Here is a 16,078-nt window from a genome sequence, read left to right as displayed (position 1 = left end):
GTCGGCCGCGCTCAGACCCGAGGCCGATCCGACGCCGCTGGCCGTCGTCGCGCTTCTGCCGACGGAGTCCACGCAGCAGGCGATCGGCTATCCGACGCTGTTCCTGCTGGTGCTGGCCGGCGCGCTGGTGCCGGTGGTGCCGACGGGCGCGCTGGTGAGCGGGGCGGCCGTGGTCGCCTTCCACCAGACGGCGCCCTTCTCGCTGCTGCTGGTGTTCGTGACGGCGTCCCTGGCCGCGTTCCTCGGGGACGCGGCGCTGTACTGGCTGGGCCGGCGCGGACTGGGCTCGAAGAACGGCTCGCGCTGGCTGGAGGCGATCCGCAACCGCGCGCCGGAGGAACGGCTCGCCCAGGCGCAGGCCAAGCTCGCCGACCACGACGTGGCCGTCCTGGTGCTGTCCCGGCTGGTGCCGGCGGGCCGCATCCCGGTGATGCTCGCCTGCCTGCTGGCGAAGTGGCCGCTGCGCCGCTTCGCCCGGGGCAACCTGCCGGCCTGTCTGGCCTGGGCGCTCACCTACCAGCTGATCGGCATCCTCGGCGGCTCTCTGTTCCCGGAACCCTGGCAGGGCGTGCTGGCCGCGATCGCGCTGACCATTGTGATCGGCGCGGCCCCCAGCGTGTGGCGCCGCCTGCGGCACACGGACCCGGCGTAGGCCTCCGGGCCGGAGCGGCGGGTCAGGGCAACGGCTCCTTTCTGAGCGCGAGTTCGGGCAGCTGCTTGCGGTTCAGCGGGAGTTTCGTCGAACGCGCTGCGGTGGGAGGGCCGTCGGGACGCAGGCCACGCGGACGAGTTCTCGCTCAGGTCGCGTCGGGGCCCGGGCGGTCGAGCACGCGGGAGCCGCCCACCGGGAGGTCCCACAGGTCGGCGCGGGGGCGGCCCGCCTGCTGCCAGGCGGCGCGGACCCGGGTGAGGGGTTCGAGGACCGGTTCGGCGGAGAGGACGAACGTGCCCCAGTGCATGGGGGCCATCCGGCGCGCCCCCAGGTCCTGGACGGCCCGCACCGCCTCCTCCGGGTCGCAGTGGACGTCGCTCAGCCACCAGCGGGGATCGTAGGCGCCGATGGGCAGGAGGGCGAGGTCGATGCCCGGGTAGCGCTGTCCGATGCGGGAGAACCAGTGGCCGTAGCCGGTGTCGCCGGCGAAGTAGAGGCGCTGCCCGTCGCGGTCGGTGAGCACCCAACCGCCCCACAGGGAGCGGCAGGTGTCGGTGAGGCTGCGCTTGGACCAGTGGTGGGCGGGGACGAAGTCGAAGCGGACGCCGGACAGTTCGGCCGCCTCCCACCAGTCCAGCTCGGTGACGCGGGTGAACCGGCGGCGCATGAACCAGCGGCCGAGCCCGGCCGGCACGAACACCGGTGTGTCGCGCGGGAGTCGGCGCAGGGTGGGCGCGTCCAGATGGTCGTAGTGGTTGTGGCTGATGACGACCGCGTCGACGGGCGGCAGCGCCTCCCACGGAACGCCGACGGGGGTGACGCGGGCCGGGGTGCCGAGGATGCGGCGGGACCAGACCGGGTCGGTCAGCACGGTCAGCCCGCCGATCCGCACCACCCAACTGGCGTGCCCCGCCCAGGAGACGGCGACGGTGCGGGCGTCCACGGCGGGCAACGGGCCGGGCTCGAACGGCAGTCGGGGGATGTCGGCGAGGCCCTCCCGGCCGGGGCGTACGGAGCCTTCGCGGGCGAAGCGGGCCATGGCCTTGAGGCCGGGCAGCGGGGCGGTGAGCCGGTCGTGGAAGGAGCGCGGCCACACCCGCCGCTCCCCCAGCGGCCGGGGCTCGGCGAGCGGCGGCGCGGAGGGCGCCGGGGGCACGGGCGCCGCCGTCGGCGGGGGCCCCGCGGGCACGGGGGGCGCCGAGGACGCCTGCGGGACGGCGGGCGGGACGGGCAGGGGGCTCGCGGGGGACGCAGGGGCCGGGGGGTCGGCCTTCCGGGCGCCACCGGGGGCGGTGGTGACGGTCGTGCCGGTGAAGGCGGTCGCACGGGTGGTGGTCGACTCGGACTGCTGCGTCATCGAGGAGGCTCCCATCGCTGAGCGTCACCGCCGAGATCGTCGAAGACCGACCTCAGGAGGGTCAACGCGCGGTGCACGTGTGGCAGTTCCAACGGGGTGGGTGAGGTGAGGCTTTCGGTGCGCTGGGCGCCGGTGCCGCCCAGCAGCGCGCCGGTGGACAGGCGGACGCGCAGTGCGGCGAGGTCGTCGCCGAAGCGGTGGCCGCCCGGCGCGGGCATGCCGAGCCGGGCGGTGAGGTGGTCCTCCAGGTCCTGTGCGTCGTCGACGTCCCGCGCGGCGAGCGCCTCACGCAACGGGCCGAGGTCGACGTAAAGATGACGGCCGGCCTGCGGCGGCGGGGCGAGCGCGCCGGCGGACACGACGGCGTCGTGCGCGGCGGCGGCCAGGCGCGCGTGCAGCCGTACGGCGTCACGCACGCGCGTGCGGACCGGCTCGGGTTCGGTCAGGGCATGGGCGGCTGCCGCGGCGACCGGGGCGGCGACCCGGGCGTCGAGAGCGGTGAGGACGTCCAGCACGCGCGCGTGCAGGTCGTCCCCCGCCGCCCCGGGTGGCAGCCGGGCCACGGCGGCGGGCCAGCCCGTCGGCAGCAGCGCGCCGGCGAGGTCGCTGACGACGGTGACCCGGTCCGGAAGCATCTCGGCGGGGCTGACCAGCACGGTGGCGTGCGGGTCGTGCAGCGTGTCGCGCCAGGTCTCGTCGCTGACGAGGTGCAGCCCCTCGTCGGCGGCGGCCTCCACGGCCTCGTGCAGCACCTCGGGCGGGGCGACGGTGGCGGTCGGGTCGTCGGCGACGGACAGCACCAGCAGCCGGGGGTCGCCGCCCTCGGCGCGCACCCGCCGCACGGTCTCCAGGAGCGCGAACGGGTCCGGGACGCCGCCGCACTCGGCGGGCGTCGCCACATGGAAGACGGGTCTGCCCAGCAGTCGCGCGTACGGCGCCCACCAGGCCGCGCAGGGCCTCGGTACGAGGACGTCCCCGCCGACCGCGGCGGTCAGCGCGAGCAGCAGCGCCGGGGCGCCCGGGCCGGCCACGATCCGCTCGGGTCCCGCGGGGGTGCCGCGCCGCTCCCAGTAGCCGCGGGCCGCGTCCAGGAGGGCGGGGCCGCCGCCGACGGGTTCGCCGTCGCCGTGGGAGGCGGCGGATGCGAGGGCCTCGGCGAGGCCGGGAGGTACGGGCAGACCGTCCCCGGGGAGCGGGGGGCCGTAGCGGACGGGCCCGTGGCCTTCCGGTTCCGTCCGCCGCATGAGGTCCTCCGCGCAGTCCGTCCCTGGTGCCGAGTGCCGTCGCCGGCCGGTCGCCACACGTCCGCCGGCCGGGGCCGCTGTCCGCCCGTGCGCCGGATGGTGCGTGACATCTCGTACGGGGCCGGGTGTGCCCTCGGGCACCGAGTACCCCGTGTGCCGCCTTCCCATGGCCGCCTCGCCGGTGTTGCGCCGGTCACGGCGCGGGGGCGGCGTCAGAGGCGGCCCGCGGCGTCTCGGCGGCGCAACCGGTGGACGGCGGCGCCGAACGCGCCGGCGATGAGCAGGGCGCCGGCGGCCAGTGCGGGCACGGAGTCGGTGAAGGCGCCGCCCGCCCCGGCCCGCACGCCGTGCTGGACGGCCGCGCCGGCGCAGGCGTCGTCCCGCGGGCCGGCTCCGCGGGTGAAGTCCGGGCAGGGTGCGGGCCGGGGGGTCCCGCAGGGCCGGCCACGCTCGGCGTCGCCTTCCTCGCCTTGACCGTCGGGGCAGGATTCGTGGCCGGCGCAGGGTTCGTCGGAATTGAGGGAGGAATCGGGGGCCGCGGGGTCCTTGGCGTCCTTGGCGTCCTTGGCGTCCTTGGCGTCCTTGGCGTCCTTGGCGTCCTGCGGGCCTTCCGCACACGTCTCGCGCGAGCCGCAGGCGTCGAGGTGGCCCTCCTCGCAGGGCTCGGACGGCGCCGTGCAGGCCTTGCCCTCGCAGGGCGCGGACGGCGACGTGCAGTCCTCGCCCTCGCAGGGCGCGGACGGCGACGCGCAGGCCTCGCCCTCGCAGGGCGCGGACGGCGACGCGCAGTCCTTGCCCTCGGGACAGGTGGGCGCCCCGGCGTCGCTCCCGCCCTCGGTGATGTCGAAGCCGGCGCTCCACGGCGCGCCGCGCCCGCCCGGCGGGGCGGGGCAGACGCCGTCGACTTTCCAGGCGGAGCCCGGGGGTGGCGACGCGGTGCCGCCGGGCGCGTCGGCAGGCGGATCGCCGGCCCCGTCCGCGTCCACCGGCACCGTGAGGGCCGTGGCGGGGGCGATGCGGGCGGTGCCCTTGTAGGCGGGGCCGGTCAGCTCGTCGCCGCCCGGCACGAGGGTGAGCGTGACGGTCCCGTCGGCGAAGGCCCGGGAGGTGGCGTCCACGGTTTGGGGCGCGGGACCTCCGAGGGGGTCGCACGTCACCGAGACGGTGACGCTGCCGCCTGGGGGGACGGCGGTCGGGCCGATCTCCGCCGCCGGCTCCGCGGACGCGTCCGGGACGGCGCCGGCCAGTACGGCGGCGCCCAGGGCGGCGACGGACAGGACACGGGCGGTGCGGCGCATGGAACGGCTCCTTCGGCCGGCGACTGCGGGACACGACGTCCATGCCCCACAGCCATCACAGCCCGCCCCCGCCCTCACCCGCGCGCGACCACCCGCCATTAGCGGGACCCACCCCCACCAACCGGGTGACTCCCCCGGCGAGTCGCCCCACCGCCAAGACCGGCGATGCCGAGCCCCGCCCGCCGACACGGACTCCACGAGGCCGTGCCGACTGCCCGCACGGCGGCACCAGGGCCCCTGCCCTGGGGCAACGCGGTTCCACGGGTGGGGTGCCGCCCCCGCGAGACGGTGCTACGCCCCACCGAAGCAGCGTCGCCCTCAGTGTCCACGCCGTTGCCGCGCACGGCGGCACGGCTACGCCGGGCAGTGGCGGCTGCCGGGAGACGGGTGTGCGCCGCGCACGGCGGTGGGAAAGGTGGTGGCGGCGGCGCCCGGCGATGCCGACGCTCCGCGAGGCAACGCCCACCCCCGTCCAGTGGTCCATGGCCCGCCCCGCCCGCGCCGGCTCCCGGCGAGGGCCACACGGTGCCCGGGGTCTCGGCTGCCCTTACGCCGCTTCCTTCAGGGCCTGTTCGCGGAGGCGTTCGCAGCAGCGGTTGATCAGGCGGGAGACGTGCATCTGGGAGATGCCGAGCTGCTCGGCGATCCGGCTTTGCGTCATGTCCTGGAAGAAGCGCATGTAGAGGATCGTCCGCTCGCGTTCGGGCAGTGCGGCCAGCCCGGCCTTCACCGACTCCCGGTCGACGACCGTGTCCAGCGCGGGGTCGGGCGAGCCCAGGGCGTCGCCGAGGGAGTAGCCGTTCTCGCTGCCCGCCGTCTGCGCGTCGAGCGACAGCGCGCTGAAGCTGTCCAGCGCCAGCAGCCCCTCGCGCACCTCCTCCTCGCTCAGCCGGGTGTGCCGGGCGATGTCGGCGACGGCGGGGTGGTGGGCGGAGCCGGCCTGGGACAGCTCCCGGCAGGCGACCCGCACCCGGTTGCGCAGCTCCTGCACCCGGCGCGGCACGTGCAGGGTCCACATGTGGTCGCGGAAGTGCCGCTTGATCTCGCCGGTGATGGTGGGCACGGCGTAGCTCTCGAACGCCTTGCCGAGCTCGGGGTCGTAGCGGTCGACGGCCTTGACCAGGCCGAGGGCGGCCACCTGGCGGAGGTCGTCGGTGTTCTCGCCGCGGTCGCGGAAGCGGCCGGCGAGGCGGTCGGCCATGGGCAGCCAGGCCTCGACGATCCTGGCGCGGAGCGCGTCGCGCCGGGGGCCGGGCGGCAGGGCGGCGAGCCTGCGGAAGTCGTCGGCGGTGTCGGGGGCGTCATGGTGCGGGTGGCGCTTCGCGCTCGCCCGGTCGTGCACGAGGTCGGGCACGGGGTTGGGCACGGATGTACGCATGAACGTGGCAACTCCCTTGGAGTGCTTGGGTTGGCCGGTCACCGTGGAGATGCGACACGGCACGACCGCAGGGGCCCGCCGGGGTCGCGAACTGCGGTGTCCCACGGACGTGCCTCCGGTCCGAAGCACTGATTCCGCGCCTGCCCAGGCCCCGGCCACGCAAACACCCCGCCCCGATCCGCATATCGGTTCCGAGTGCCCCGTGTCGGCGTCCGCGCCTCGGGTACGCGGTGGGCCGACCCCGAAGATCTGGAGGGAGACATGCAGCGAGGCAGCGACCGGCTGAGTGTCCACCGGGACGACGAGATGAAGCACGAACTGCAGGGTCTGCTGAGGTCCGGGCACCCCACCCGGTCCGAGGAGTGGCACGACCCCGAGCCGTCCGCCGACGACGACCCCGAGGTGTGGGGCGGTCCGGTGGTGCCGGGCACGTCCCGGGCGTCTCTGGCGACCGTACGGCTGGAGCTGGCCCGCATCCTGGGCCGGGGCTCCTTCCCCGCGGGGCCGGAGGACCTGACGCGCGCCCTGCGCCGCAAGAACGCCCCGGACGGCCTCGTGGAGGCGGTGGGGCGGCTGCCGCGGGAGGAGCGTTACGCCACGGTGCAGGAACTGGCCGAGACCCTGGTCGGAAGCGAGCGGTGAGCGGGGCCTCGCCGATGTGCCCGCAGTGACGAGAGGAACGAGCAGCGGCGGGCCGGGGCCCACGAGGCCGGCCGGCCCGCCGCGGAAGGACGGTGAACGAACATGCGTATCGCGTTTCTGACGGCTCCCGAGGGCGTCGAGCAGGTGGAGCTGACCGATCCGTGGCAGGCGGCGCTGGAGGCGGGGCACGAGCCCGTGCTGGTGTCGACCGACTCCGGTGAGGTCCAGGGCTTCAACCACCTCGACAAGGCGGACACGTTCCGTGTGGACGAGGTCGTCGGGGAGACGTCAGCGGACTCCTTCGGCGGGCTGGTGCTGCCGGGCGGGGTCGCCAACCCCGACTTCCTGCGCACCGACGACAAGGCCGTGGCGTTCGTCAAGGACTTCTTCGAGCAGGGCCGTCCGGTGGCCGCGATCTGCCACGCCCCGTGGACACTGGTCGAGGCGGACGTCGTACGGGGCCGGACGCTGACCTCGTGGCCGAGCCTCAGGACGGACATCCGCAACGCGGGCGGCACCTGGGTCGACGAGCAGGTGAAGATCTGCGACCACGGGCCGAACAAGCTGGTCACCAGCCGTAAGCCGGACGATCTGAAGGCGTTCTGCGAGGCGTTCCTGGACGTCTTCGCCAAGGAGACCGAGGCGGCCTGAGACGCCCCGGCGGCGGCCGGGTCGGCCCGGGAGGGTCGCCTCTCGGCCACCCCGGGCGATGCCCCGTCGCCCTCGCGGCCCCGGTGGGTTCACTCCCCGCCGGGGCCCTCCTTCGTCCCGCGGCCCGGTCTGCCCGTACCGCCGGCCGAGCCCGGACCCCACTTGCCGACCGGGGTGTCCTCGCGGCCTCCTCTGCCGCCGCTCTCCGTCGCCGTGTCGCGTTCGCGGGCGCCGTCACGGGTGCGGCTGGGGGCGACGAAGCGGTCCGGGTTGCGGCGCAGGTACTCGCCCTCCAGCTTCGCCATGCGGTCGTTGTGGGCGCGCAGCGCGTCGTTCGAGCCGTGCAGGAGGGTGTCGTGGCGCGTGCGGTGGATCGTCTCCAGCTCTTTCATCAGCTGCTGGTCGTCCAGCCGGTCCGGGTCGACTCCGGTCATCGTGGTGCCCCGCTCGTTGTGTTCGTCCATGTCGTCCGGGTACCCGCCCGGTGCGAAACGACCCCCGAGCGGCATCCGGGAGGGAGCCATGGATCTCGCCTTTCTGCATCCACTGTACGAACATTCCGGCCCCTGGGCCTCCGTCTACGTCGACACCTCACGGCACACCGAGAGCACCCCGCACGAGCGGCGTCTGACGGCCGCCGCGATGGCGCGGCAGCTGGCGGAGCAGGGCGCGGACGAAGCCACCTGCCGGGCGGTGGAGACTGCGATCGACGAGTTGCGCCGCTCCGGCGAACCGCACGGGCGGGCCCTGTTCGCCCGCGCCGGCGAGGTCGTCCTCGATCCGCCGCTGGCGCGTCCCCCGCAGGGCGACCACGCCGAGTGGGCGCCGCTGCCGCGGGTGACGCCGCTGCTGGAGCTGGCCGGCCAGGACCCCGTGTGCCTGGTGGCCTACGTGGACCGCCGGGGCGCGGACCTCGAGCTGCGCAGCGGACTGGGCCGGCGGGAGGCCGGCACGGTCACCGGCCGGCAGTACCCGATCCACCGCACGTCGTCCGCCGACTGGTCGGAGCGGCACTTCCAGCTGAAGGTGGAGAACACCTGGGAGCACAACGCCGGGGAGATCGCCGACCACGTCTCCGCCTGCCAGGAGGAGACCGGCGCCGACCTGATCGTCCTGGTCGGGGACGACCGGGAGCGGCGGGCCGTGCACGAGCGGCTGCCGCAGCGGTTGCGGGACCGGGTCGTCGAGGCGCCGCACGGCGCGGGCAGCCGGCTGCTCGACGAGGACGTGGAGGCGGCCCGCGCCGAGCACACGCGCCGGCGGGCCGAGGCCGAGCTGGAGCGGTTCCTGGCCGCCCGTGCCCCCGACGGCGAGGGCCGGGCCGGGGCCGTGGAGGATGTGCCGGGGCTGGTCGAGGCGGCCCGTGAGCACCGGATCGACGAACTGCTGATCCGAGCGGACGGGCCGGACACCCACCGTGAGGTGTGGATCGGCGAGGACGCCGACCAACTGGTGGTCCGGCGCACCGAGTTGAAGACGCTGGGTGAGCAGAACTCGTGGGCGGCCCGAGCGGACGACGCCCTGATCCGCTCGGCCGTCACCACGGACGCCCCGGTCCTGGTGCTCCCGCCGGAGTCCGAGGAGACCCCGGTGGGCGGCCTGGGCGCCCTGCTCCGCTGGAAGTGACCCCGCGCAGAGCAGACCCCGGCCCCGGTCCCGGCTAGCGGACTCGCTCCACGCGGCGTTCGTCCCAGACCGGGGTCGGGGTCTCGCGGACCCGGCCGTCCGTGCCGAAGACCAGGTAGCGGTCGAAGGAGCGGGCGAACCAGCGGTCGTGGGTGACCGCCAGGACCGTGCCGTCGAAGGCCTCCAGACCTTCCTGGAGGGCCTCGGCGGACTCCAGGTCGAGGTTGTCGGTCGGCTCGTCGAGCAACAGGGCGGTGACGCCCTGGAGTTCCAGGAGCAGGATCTGGAAGCGGGCCTGCTGCCCGCCGGAGAGCCGGTCGAAGCTCTGCTCGGCCTGGCCGGTCAGCTCGTAGCGGCGCAGCCTCGACATGGCGGCGCCCCGGTCCTGGGAGTGCTCGCTCCACAGGATGTCGAGGAGTGTGCGCCCCTGGAGTTCGGGGTGGGCGTGGGTCTGGGCGAAGTGCCCGGGCACGACCCGCGCGCCGAGCCTGAACTCCCCCGTGTGCGCCACGTCCTCACCGGCGAGCAGGCGCAGGAAGTGGGACTTGCCGGAGCCGTTGGAGCCGAGGACGGCGACGCGCTCGCCGTAGAAGACCTCCAGGTCGAACGGCTTCATCAGTCCGGTCAGCTCAAGTCCCTTGCAGGTGACGGCCCTCACGCCGGTGCGGCCGCCCTTGAGGCGCATGGTGATCTCCTGCTCGCGCGGCGGCTCGGGCGGCGGCCCCGCCTCCTCGAACTTGCGCAGCCGGGTCTGGGCGGCGTGGTAGCGGGACGCCATCTCATGGCTGACGGCGGCGGCCTGACGCAGGTTCAGCACCAGCTTCTTCAGCTGGGCGTGCTTCTCGTCCCAGCGGCGGCGCAACTCCTCGAAGCGGGCGAAGCGTTCACGCCGGGCGTCGTGGTAGGTGGCGAAGCCGCCGCCGTGCACCCAGGCGTCGGCGCCGGCCGGGCCCGGCTCGACGGAGACGATCTTCTCGGCGGCGCGGGAGAGGAGTTCGCGGTCGTGGGAGACGAACAGGACGGTCTTGCGGGTCTCCTTCAGCCGCTCCTCCAGCCACCGCTTGCCCGGCACGTCGAGATAGTTGTCGGGCTCGTCGAGGAGCAGCACCTCGTCGGTTCCGCGCAGCAGCGCCTCCAGCACGAGCCGTTTCTGCTCGCCGCCGGAGAGGGTGCGGACCTCACGGAACTGCGCCTTGTCGTACGGCACGCCGAGCGCGGCCGTGGTGCACATGTCCCACAGGGTCTCGGCCTCGTAGCCGCGCACCTCGGCCCAGTCGGCGAGGGCCTGCGCGTACTGGAGCTGGGCGGCCTCGTCGTCGACGGTCATGATGGCGTGCTCGGCCCGGTCGACGGCCCGCGCGGCCTCCTGGATGCGGGGCTGGGCCACGGACACGAGGAGGTCGCGCACGGTCGTCTCGTCCCGTACGGAGCCCACGAACTGGCGCATCACGCCGAGTCCGCCGCTGACGGTGACCGTGCCGCCGTGCGGTTTCAGCTCGCCGGAGATCAGCCGCAGCAGGGTGGTCTTGCCGGCGCCGTTGGGTCCCACGAGGGCCACGACGGCCCCTTCGCCCACCCGGAAGGACACGTCGCCGAGCAACGCCCTCCCGTCGGGGAGGTAGTACTCGAGGTGCGCGGCTTCCAGATGTCCCATGGGGACGCATTCTGCGGGCCGCGCGCGGCGGGCGGCAAACCGATATCCCCCGGACCCGGCAGCCCGCCCCGCTCCCGCGTGCGGGCGGCACGGCCGCAGGGGCGGCCCGGGTGAGGCAGGAAACGGCCACCTCAGGGTACCCGCGGCCCTATGAGCCCAGATGTCGACCTGACCTCCCCCGCGCCCGGCCGCAGTGTGCTGCGCGACCGGCTGATCGCCCTCGACTGCCGTCTGTTCGAGTTCGCCGCCGAGCGGGACTGGCCAGGCGCGGAGCGGATCCTGCCCCGGCTGAGCCGCGGCGCGAACCACGGGGTGCTGTGGTTCGCCACGGCCGCCGTGATCGCGGCGAGCCGCACGCCACGGGCCCGCCGGGCCGCCGTGCGCGGCATCGCCTCCCTGAGTCTGGCCTCGCTGGCGATCAACACCGTCGGCAAGCGCTCGGTGCGCCGTCCGCGGCCGGTGCTGGACCCGGTGCCGCTGGTGCGGCGGCTGAAGCGGCAGCCGATCACCACGTCCTTCCCCTCCGGTCACTCGGCGTCGGCGGCGGCCTTCGCCACCGGCGTGGCCCTGGAGTCGCCGGCCTGGGGCGCGGTGGTGGCGCCGGTCGCGTTCTCGGTGGCGGCGTCCCGCGTGTACACGGGCGCCCACTTCCCCGTCGACGTCGTCGCGGGCGCGACCCTCGGCGCGGGCGCCGCCTTCGTCGTACGCCGTCTGCTGGCGGCGCGCGAGGAGAGGCCGGAGACCGGCGGGGAGGGGTCGGAGGGGGCGTCGTCCGCACAGCGGCTGTCCGCATGACGGAATGAACTGTCTCAGTATGCGGCTGGCCCCCTACAGTGGAGGCGATTCCGGCTAAAGAGGGGAACGGCCATGCCGCGAGCACGGGAGACCGCCGTCTACACCCATGGGCACCATGAGTCGGTGCTGCGGTCGCACACCTGGCGGACGGCCGCCAACTCGGCCGCCTATCTGCTCGGCTCGCTCACGCCCGGGATGCGGATCCTGGACGTCGGCTGCGGGCCCGGCACCATCACCGCCGACCTGGCCGACCTGGTCCCCGACGGGCACGTCACCGCCGTCGACCACGCGCCCGGCATCCTGGACCAGGCCCGGGCGACCGCCGCCGAACGCGGCCTGACCAACGTCGACTTCGCGGTCGCCGACGTGCACGCCCTGGACCACCCCGACGAGACGTTCTGCGTGGTCCACGCCCACCAGGTGCTCCAGCACGTCGGCGACCCGGTGGGCGCGCTGCGCGAGATGCGCCGGGTGACGCGGCCCGGCGGGCTGGTGGCCGTGCGCGACTCGGACTACGCGGCGATGACCTGGTACCCCGCGTCGGCGGGACTGGACGACTGGCTGGACCTCTACCGCAGGGTGGCCCGCGCCAACGGCGGGGAGCCCGACGCGGGGCGCCGGCTGAAGTCCTGGGCGCTCGCCGCGGGCTTCACCGACGTCACCGCCACGTCGTCGACCTGGACGTTCAGCACCGAGCAGGAGCGCGCCTGGTGGAGCGGCCTGTGGGCCGACCGCACGGTGGCCTCCGCCTATGCCGGGCGCGCCGTCGGCGGCGGGCACGCCACCGAGGCGGAACTGCGGGCCGTGGCCCGGGCCTGGCGGGAATGGGGTCAGCGGGAGGACGGATGGTTCAGCGTCCTGCACGGAGAGATCCTGTGCCGGAAGGACGCGAAGGACACGGGCGACGCGAAGGGCGCCTGACACCCGCGGCACCCGCGACCGCGGGCTACGGGGGGCCGCTGAGCAGACGCCGAGCGGCCCCCGGAGTCACTCCCGGGGCAGGAGCGGGCCGAGCGGGCCGAGGTCCAGATTCAGGTCCTCGGGGCGCAGGCCGTAGCGCTCGCGCAGTTCGGTCATGCGGTCGTCGAGCAGCATCAGGGTGAGCCCGATGCGCTCCTCCTGCTCCTCGTTCAGGTCGCCCTGGTCGAAGCGGCGCAGCGCCTGACGCTCCATCAACTGGCGCAGGAGTTCCACCACGGTGAGGACGAGCTTGACCAAGTCACGCTCGACGGTGTCGGGTTCGAGATCGAGGCGTTTGCGCGAAGTCGTCACATCAGATCCCCCCAAGGCGACGAGACGTTCTCGTTGACGGAGCTGATGAGGGCGTTGAGGTCGATCCGGACGAGGTCGACGTCGGCGATCCGCAGAGTGATGTCGCCCGTGATCACGACCCCGCCGGCGAGCAGCCGGTCGAGCAGGTCGACGAGGGCGACCTCACGGCGTTCCACGACGGTCATGAGCCGGCCTCCTGGGAATGCCTCTCCGCCTCCTGGGTCTCCATGTCCACGAAGGAATAGGCGGCCCACGGCCCGGTGAGCTCCACGCGCATCCCGGGCTCCTGGTCCTTGGTGTGGTCGACGATCTCCACGAACTCCTCGGACCCTGCGCGCGGCACGAGATAGGCCGCGTTCAGGACGTTCTGCCCGGACGCCTTGGAGAGGGCGGGGTTCTGCGGCGCGTGGAGACGGGCGGCGTCGGCGTGCTCGGAGAGCAGGGAGTGCAGCCGGCCGGCGAACCGCTCGGCCCGCTGCCAGGTGTCGTCCTGCGCCCTGGCCTGCATCCGGCGGCGCAGCAGATAGTCCCGGCCCGAAGCGGGCTTGGCGCTCGCCTCGGAGCCGGCATCGCCCGCGGGCGGCTCCGCCTGGGGCTCGACGTAGACCTTCACGCCCCACTCCACCCGGCCCTGAAGCCGGTCGAGAGTGCGCCGGAAGTCGTCCTCGCGTTCCTCCATCATCACGCGGACGCCGCTGTCGTCGCGGAAGACGGTGGCGAGCCGCAGCGGCAGCGGTGTGGTGACCGCGGTGAGCGCGTCGATCACCTGCTGGTGGCCGCGGGCGGTCGCGCTCAGCCAGTCCAGGTCCTCCAGATGGGAGCGCAGCGGCTCCTCGGCGAAGTCCTTCGCGGGCACGTCGCTGACGACGGCGACGAGGCCGTGGTGGTGCAGCAGCTTGGCCGGTGCGCCCGCCACCCCCGTCAGCTGGACCTGGAGCGGCGCGTCGAAGGGCCGGCAGACGGCGTACACATAGCGCAGTCCGGTCATGTGGACTCCTCCTCCCGGGACCGGGCACGACCCAGTTCCAGCTCCTCCAGCCGCGCCAGCCGCTCTCGCAACTCGGCGTTCTCACGCGTGAGTTGGTCGCGGCGGGCGCGGGTGGAGAGCTCCGGGTCGTCCTCCCACCAGTCGATGCCCATCTCCTTGGCCTTGTCGACCGAGGCGACGATGAGACGGAGCTTGATGGTCAGCAGTTCGATGTCGAGCAGGTTGATCCGGATGTCGCCGGCGATGACGATGCCCTTGTCGAGGACGCGTTCCAGAATGTCCGCGAGATTGGCTCCGCCGCTCTGACCGTACGGCTCCGGCATCCGGCTCGGCATGGTCATCGACGACTCCCGCCCTCGGCGTACTCGGCGTCCTCGTCTTCGGCCTCGTCCTCGTACTCGGCGTCCTCGTCGCCGTCCGCGGAGCCTTCGGCGTCCTCGGCGTCCTCGTCCTCGTACTCCGCCTCGGGCTCGTCCTCGTCGTACTCCTCCTCGCCGGGCTCGCCCTCCTCGTCGTACTCGTCCTCGTACTCCTCGCCGTCCTCCGGCTCGCCTTCCTCTCCTTCGCCGTTCTCGCCGTTCTCGTCACTCTCCTCGGCCTGCTGCTCCTCCTCCAGGGCGTCCTCGTGGGACTTGACGACCTCGCCGTCGCGGATCTCACCGCGCCAGCCGTCCTCGGCCTCCCCCTTGAGGGTGATGAAGCGGACGTAGTTCTTCAGGTCGAGCCGGGCGCGGCGGCCCTGGGCGCGCCATATGTTGCCCGTCTTCTCGAAGAGCCCGGACGGGTAGTACTCGATGACCAGCAGCACGCGGGTGAGGTTGTCCGCGAGGGGATGGAAGGAGACGACGCCCTTCGTGGTGCCCTTGGCGCCCTCCGAAGTCCAGGCGATCCGGTCGTCGGGGACCTGCTCGGTCGTCTTCGCCTTCCAGCTGCGGTTGGACCACCAGACCTTCAACTGCCAGTCGCTGGTGGTGTCGTCGGCGCGGCTGGCGCTCTTGACGCCCTTGGCGAAGGTGCTGAAGTCCTGGTACTTGGTCCACTGGTCGTAGGCGGTGCGCAGCGGCACGCCGACGTCGATCTGCTCGATGATGACGGTCGGCTTGTTGCCCGAGCTGCTCTTGCCCTTCTTGCCCTTGCCGCCACCGAGGCCCTTGAAGGCCCCGGTCACCTTGTCCTTGATGCTGGAGGCGCCGACTTCCAGCGCGCTGCGCAGCGGACCCTTGCCCTCGGCCAGCTTGCGACCGCCGTCCAGGGCCATTTTGGCGAAGCCGGGGCTGTTGCCCTCAGCGATGTCGTTCAGCTTGCCCGTGGTCTCGCCGAGCTTGCGGCCTACGCCGGTCAGCACGCGCTGGGCCTGGGCGGAGAGGTATTCCTGCACCTCCGCCTTCAGCCGGTCGGCGGCCTCGCTCTGGGCCAGGCCGGAGAGCGGGTTCCCGCCGTCGCCCTTGGCCGCCTTGCCCGCGGCGGAGGTCGCGGATCCGAGGGTCTCGGTCATCACTCACCGCCTCCCTTCGGCCCCCGGGAACGGGAGGCCGTCTTGCTCGCCGTCTTGCGGGACGTCGCGGTCTTCTTCGCGGCGGTCTTCTTCGCGGCGGTCTTCTTCGCGGGGGCCCGCTTGGCGGCGGCGCTCTTCTTGGCCGGTGCCTTCTTCGCGGGCGCCTTGTTGGCCGCCTTCTTCGCGGGCCGCTCGTCCTCGCCCTCGTCCTCGCCCTCGTCGGAGTCGTCCTCACCGCGGGCCTCCTCGGGCTCCTCCTCGTCCTCCTCGTCCTCCTCGGCGCGGGCCTCCTCGGGCTCCTCCTCGTCCTCCTCGTCCTCCTCGGCGCGGGCCTCCTCGGGCTCCTCCTCGTCCTCCTCGGGCTCCTCCTCGTACGCGTCCTCGGGCTCCTCCTCGTCGTCCGAGCGGGAGCCGGGCGCGTCGGGCACGACGCCGTTCAGCTGGTCGCGCACATCGGAGGTCCGGCTGTGCAGCCGGTCGGCGAGCGCGCTCATCTGGCGTTCGACCATGGCGCCGGAGGCGGCCTTGCCGACCCCGCGCAGGTCCTCGCGGAGCTGGTCCCCGATCTCCTTGAACTGCGGGTTGTCCTTCAGTTGCTGGGACACCAGGTCGGCCAGACCCTTCGGGGTCAGGTTCATCCGCTTGCCGGCCACCAGGGAACCCACCGCGAACGCCAGCTTCATCTTCTTCGTACGCCCGAGGAGATATCCGGCCCCTACCGCGAGGCCCAGTCCCATTCGGTTCATTGTGTCGTCCCGTCCGTTCCCGCGCTTCTGCGCGACGCGATCTCCAGCCGGTCCAGGAGTTCGTCCTCCATTCGGTCGAACTCGTCCTCGGTGATCTCGCCCGCCTCCAACTGCTCTTCGAGCCGGGAGAGTTCGGCCCGGACCGCAGCGGGGTCGTAATAGATCCGCTCGGCCTCCTTGACGACCTGTCCGATCACCCAGCCGCTGCCTCGCACCGGGGCGAACGGCAGCAGCAGCACTTCCGAGATCAGGCCCATCTCTCTGCTCCTTCGCTCGCGCG

At 73.7% G+C, this 16,078-nt stretch carries 17 protein-coding genes and 2 pseudogenes; 6 read left to right on the top strand and 13 right to left on the bottom strand.

Features of this window, described 5'->3' with window-relative positions; genetic code table 11:
* Positions 1-37: 37 nt before the first annotated feature.
* A complete protein-coding gene (locus ACFYXA_RS02850; protein ID WP_352250228.1) occupies positions 38-652 on the top strand; it encodes a VTT domain-containing protein in 615 nt (204 codons plus the stop codon).
* A gap of 145 nt (positions 653-797) precedes the next feature.
* On the opposite strand, the gene ACFYXA_RS02845 is transcribed toward ACFYXA_RS02850, so the two are convergent.
* The 4 genes from ACFYXA_RS02845 to ACFYXA_RS02830 all read right to left on the bottom strand — a co-directional run bounded on the left by ACFYXA_RS02845 (position 798) and on the right by ACFYXA_RS02830 (position 5,929).
* Entirely contained in the window at positions 798-2,009 is a 1,212-nt protein-coding gene (locus ACFYXA_RS02845) for an MBL fold metallo-hydrolase (RefSeq protein WP_389027659.1), read from the bottom strand.
* Positions 2,006-3,253 (bottom strand): aminotransferase class I/II-fold pyridoxal phosphate-dependent enzyme, encoded by a 1,248-nt coding sequence (locus ACFYXA_RS02840; protein ID WP_352250194.1) that lies wholly within the window; start codon positions 3,251-3,253, stop codon positions 2,006-2,008. The genes ACFYXA_RS02845 and ACFYXA_RS02840 overlap by 4 nt, the downstream gene beginning before the upstream one ends.
* A 212-nt stretch (positions 3,254-3,465) precedes the next feature.
* Complete coding sequence (locus tag ACFYXA_RS02835) at positions 3,466-4,551, bottom strand: hypothetical protein (RefSeq protein WP_389027658.1); 1,086 nt, start codon at positions 4,549-4,551, stop codon at positions 3,466-3,468.
* Positions 4,552-5,098: 547 nt separating this feature from the next.
* Entirely contained in the window at positions 5,099-5,929 is an 831-nt protein-coding gene (locus ACFYXA_RS02830; RefSeq protein WP_352250196.1) for a SigB/SigF/SigG family RNA polymerase sigma factor, read from the bottom strand.
* A gap of 261 nt (positions 5,930-6,190) precedes the next feature.
* Here ACFYXA_RS02830 and ACFYXA_RS02825 point away from each other — a divergent pair, with 261 nt between their 5' ends.
* Positions 6,191-6,571, top strand: coding sequence for a DUF2795 domain-containing protein (locus tag ACFYXA_RS02825; RefSeq protein ID WP_352250198.1), 381 nt, complete (start codon positions 6,191-6,193; stop codon positions 6,569-6,571).
* 102 nt (positions 6,572-6,673) lie between these two features.
* Complete coding sequence (locus ACFYXA_RS02820) at positions 6,674-7,222, top strand: type 1 glutamine amidotransferase domain-containing protein (RefSeq protein ID WP_351092902.1); 549 nt, start codon at positions 6,674-6,676, stop codon at positions 7,220-7,222.
* 218 nt (positions 7,223-7,440) lie between these two features.
* Here the strand turns inward: ACFYXA_RS02820 and ACFYXA_RS02815 are convergent.
* Positions 7,441-7,686: pseudogene (locus ACFYXA_RS02815) on the bottom strand (DUF6158 family protein); the annotation flags it as partial.
* Positions 7,687-7,744: 58 nt separating this feature from the next.
* Here ACFYXA_RS02815 and ACFYXA_RS02810 point away from each other — a divergent pair.
* A complete protein-coding gene (locus tag ACFYXA_RS02810) occupies positions 7,745-8,848 on the top strand; it encodes a Vms1/Ankzf1 family peptidyl-tRNA hydrolase (RefSeq protein WP_389027657.1) in 1,104 nt (367 codons plus the stop codon).
* Positions 8,849-8,882: 34 nt separating this feature from the next.
* On the opposite strand, the gene ACFYXA_RS02805 is transcribed toward ACFYXA_RS02810, so the two are convergent.
* The gene (locus ACFYXA_RS02805) at positions 8,883-10,502 is read right to left on the bottom strand and encodes an ATP-binding cassette domain-containing protein (RefSeq protein WP_352250203.1); all 1,620 of its coding nucleotides are present in this window, start codon (positions 10,500-10,502) and stop codon (positions 8,883-8,885) included.
* A gap of 150 nt (positions 10,503-10,652) precedes the next feature.
* Between ACFYXA_RS02805 and ACFYXA_RS02800 the strand changes: the two are divergent.
* Together ACFYXA_RS02800 and ACFYXA_RS02795 are read left to right on the top strand one after the other, a co-directional pair.
* Positions 10,653-11,249: pseudogene (locus tag ACFYXA_RS02800) on the top strand (phosphatase PAP2 family protein); the annotation flags it as partial.
* Between the two features lie 120 nt (positions 11,250-11,369).
* Positions 11,370-12,218: a class I SAM-dependent methyltransferase gene (locus ACFYXA_RS02795; protein ID WP_389027656.1), complete on the top strand. Its 849-nt coding sequence runs from the start codon at positions 11,370-11,372 to the stop codon at positions 12,216-12,218.
* A 66-nt stretch (positions 12,219-12,284) separates the two neighbouring features.
* Here ACFYXA_RS02795 and ACFYXA_RS02790 read toward each other — a convergent pair whose 3' ends face one another.
* The 7 genes from ACFYXA_RS02790 to ACFYXA_RS02760 are packed head-to-tail and all read right to left on the bottom strand — an operon-like array spanning position 12,285 to position 16,055.
* A complete protein-coding gene (locus tag ACFYXA_RS02790) occupies positions 12,285-12,569 on the bottom strand; it encodes a gas vesicle protein K (RefSeq protein ID WP_130437762.1) in 285 nt (94 codons plus the stop codon).
* Positions 12,566-12,754, bottom strand: coding sequence for a gas vesicle protein (locus ACFYXA_RS02785; protein WP_130437763.1), 189 nt, complete (start codon positions 12,752-12,754; stop codon positions 12,566-12,568). Before ACFYXA_RS02785 ends, ACFYXA_RS02790 begins: the two co-directional genes overlap by 4 nt.
* A complete protein-coding gene (locus ACFYXA_RS02780) occupies positions 12,751-13,557 on the bottom strand; it encodes a GvpL/GvpF family gas vesicle protein (protein ID WP_389027653.1) in 807 nt (268 codons plus the stop codon). Before ACFYXA_RS02780 ends, ACFYXA_RS02785 begins: the two co-directional genes overlap by 4 nt.
* A complete protein-coding gene (locus tag ACFYXA_RS02775) occupies positions 13,554-13,898 on the bottom strand; it encodes a gas vesicle protein (protein ID WP_130437765.1) in 345 nt (114 codons plus the stop codon). The genes ACFYXA_RS02780 and ACFYXA_RS02775 overlap by 4 nt, the downstream gene beginning before the upstream one ends.
* Positions 13,895-15,052 (bottom strand): SRPBCC family protein, encoded by a 1,158-nt coding sequence (locus ACFYXA_RS02770; RefSeq protein WP_389027650.1) that lies wholly within the window; start codon positions 15,050-15,052, stop codon positions 13,895-13,897. The genes ACFYXA_RS02775 and ACFYXA_RS02770 overlap by 4 nt, the downstream gene beginning before the upstream one ends.
* Entirely contained in the window at positions 15,052-15,798 is a 747-nt protein-coding gene (locus ACFYXA_RS02765; protein WP_389027648.1) for a DNA primase, read from the bottom strand. The genes ACFYXA_RS02770 and ACFYXA_RS02765 overlap by 1 nt, the downstream gene beginning before the upstream one ends.
* Positions 15,795-16,055 carry a gas vesicle protein GvpG gene (locus tag ACFYXA_RS02760; protein ID WP_130437768.1) on the bottom strand — a complete coding sequence of 87 codons (261 nt, stop codon included), beginning with the start codon at positions 16,053-16,055 and terminating at the stop codon, positions 15,795-15,797. The genes ACFYXA_RS02765 and ACFYXA_RS02760 overlap by 4 nt, the downstream gene beginning before the upstream one ends.
* Positions 16,056-16,078: the final 23 nt, after the last annotated feature.

It is taken from the genome of Streptomyces sp. NPDC002566, from assembly GCF_042889585.1.
Classification (GTDB): domain Bacteria; phylum Actinomycetota; class Actinomycetes; order Streptomycetales; family Streptomycetaceae; genus Streptomyces.
This window is presented reverse-complemented; position numbering and strand designations above follow the sequence as displayed.

Excerpts from the sequence above, each read along its gene's own strand:
- ACFYXA_RS02845 (WP_389027659.1), bottom strand. The coding sequence starts at position 2,009 with ATGACGCAGCAGTCCGAGTCGACCACCACCCGTGCGACCGCCTTCACC.
- ACFYXA_RS02840 (WP_352250194.1), bottom strand. The coding sequence starts at position 3,253 with ATGCGGCGGACGGAACCGGAAGGCCACGGGCCCGTCCGCTACGGCCCC.
- ACFYXA_RS02835 (WP_389027658.1), bottom strand. The coding sequence starts at position 4,551 with ATGCGCCGCACCGCCCGTGTCCTGTCCGTCGCCGCCCTGGGCGCCGCC.
- ACFYXA_RS02830 (WP_352250196.1), bottom strand. The coding sequence starts at position 5,929 with ATGCGTACATCCGTGCCCAACCCCGTGCCCGACCTCGTGCACGACCGG.
- ACFYXA_RS02825 (WP_352250198.1), top strand. The coding sequence starts at position 6,191 with ATGCAGCGAGGCAGCGACCGGCTGAGTGTCCACCGGGACGACGAGATG.
- ACFYXA_RS02820 (WP_351092902.1), top strand. The coding sequence starts at position 6,674 with ATGCGTATCGCGTTTCTGACGGCTCCCGAGGGCGTCGAGCAGGTGGAG.
- ACFYXA_RS02810 (WP_389027657.1), top strand. The coding sequence starts at position 7,745 with ATGGATCTCGCCTTTCTGCATCCACTGTACGAACATTCCGGCCCCTGG.
- ACFYXA_RS02805 (WP_352250203.1), bottom strand. The coding sequence starts at position 10,502 with ATGGGACATCTGGAAGCCGCGCACCTCGAGTACTACCTCCCCGACGGG.
- ACFYXA_RS02795 (WP_389027656.1), top strand. The coding sequence starts at position 11,370 with ATGCCGCGAGCACGGGAGACCGCCGTCTACACCCATGGGCACCATGAG.
- ACFYXA_RS02785 (WP_130437763.1), bottom strand. The coding sequence starts at position 12,754 with ATGACCGTCGTGGAACGCCGTGAGGTCGCCCTCGTCGACCTGCTCGAC.
- ACFYXA_RS02780 (WP_389027653.1), bottom strand. The coding sequence starts at position 13,557 with ATGACCGGACTGCGCTATGTGTACGCCGTCTGCCGGCCCTTCGACGCG.
- ACFYXA_RS02775 (WP_130437765.1), bottom strand. The coding sequence starts at position 13,898 with ATGACCATGCCGAGCCGGATGCCGGAGCCGTACGGTCAGAGCGGCGGA.
- ACFYXA_RS02770 (WP_389027650.1), bottom strand. The coding sequence starts at position 15,052 with ATGACCGAGACCCTCGGATCCGCGACCTCCGCCGCGGGCAAGGCGGCC.
- ACFYXA_RS02765 (WP_389027648.1), bottom strand. The coding sequence starts at position 15,798 with ATGAACCGAATGGGACTGGGCCTCGCGGTAGGGGCCGGATATCTCCTC.
- ACFYXA_RS02760 (WP_130437768.1), bottom strand. The coding sequence starts at position 16,055 with ATGGGCCTGATCTCGGAAGTGCTGCTGCTGCCGTTCGCCCCGGTGCGA.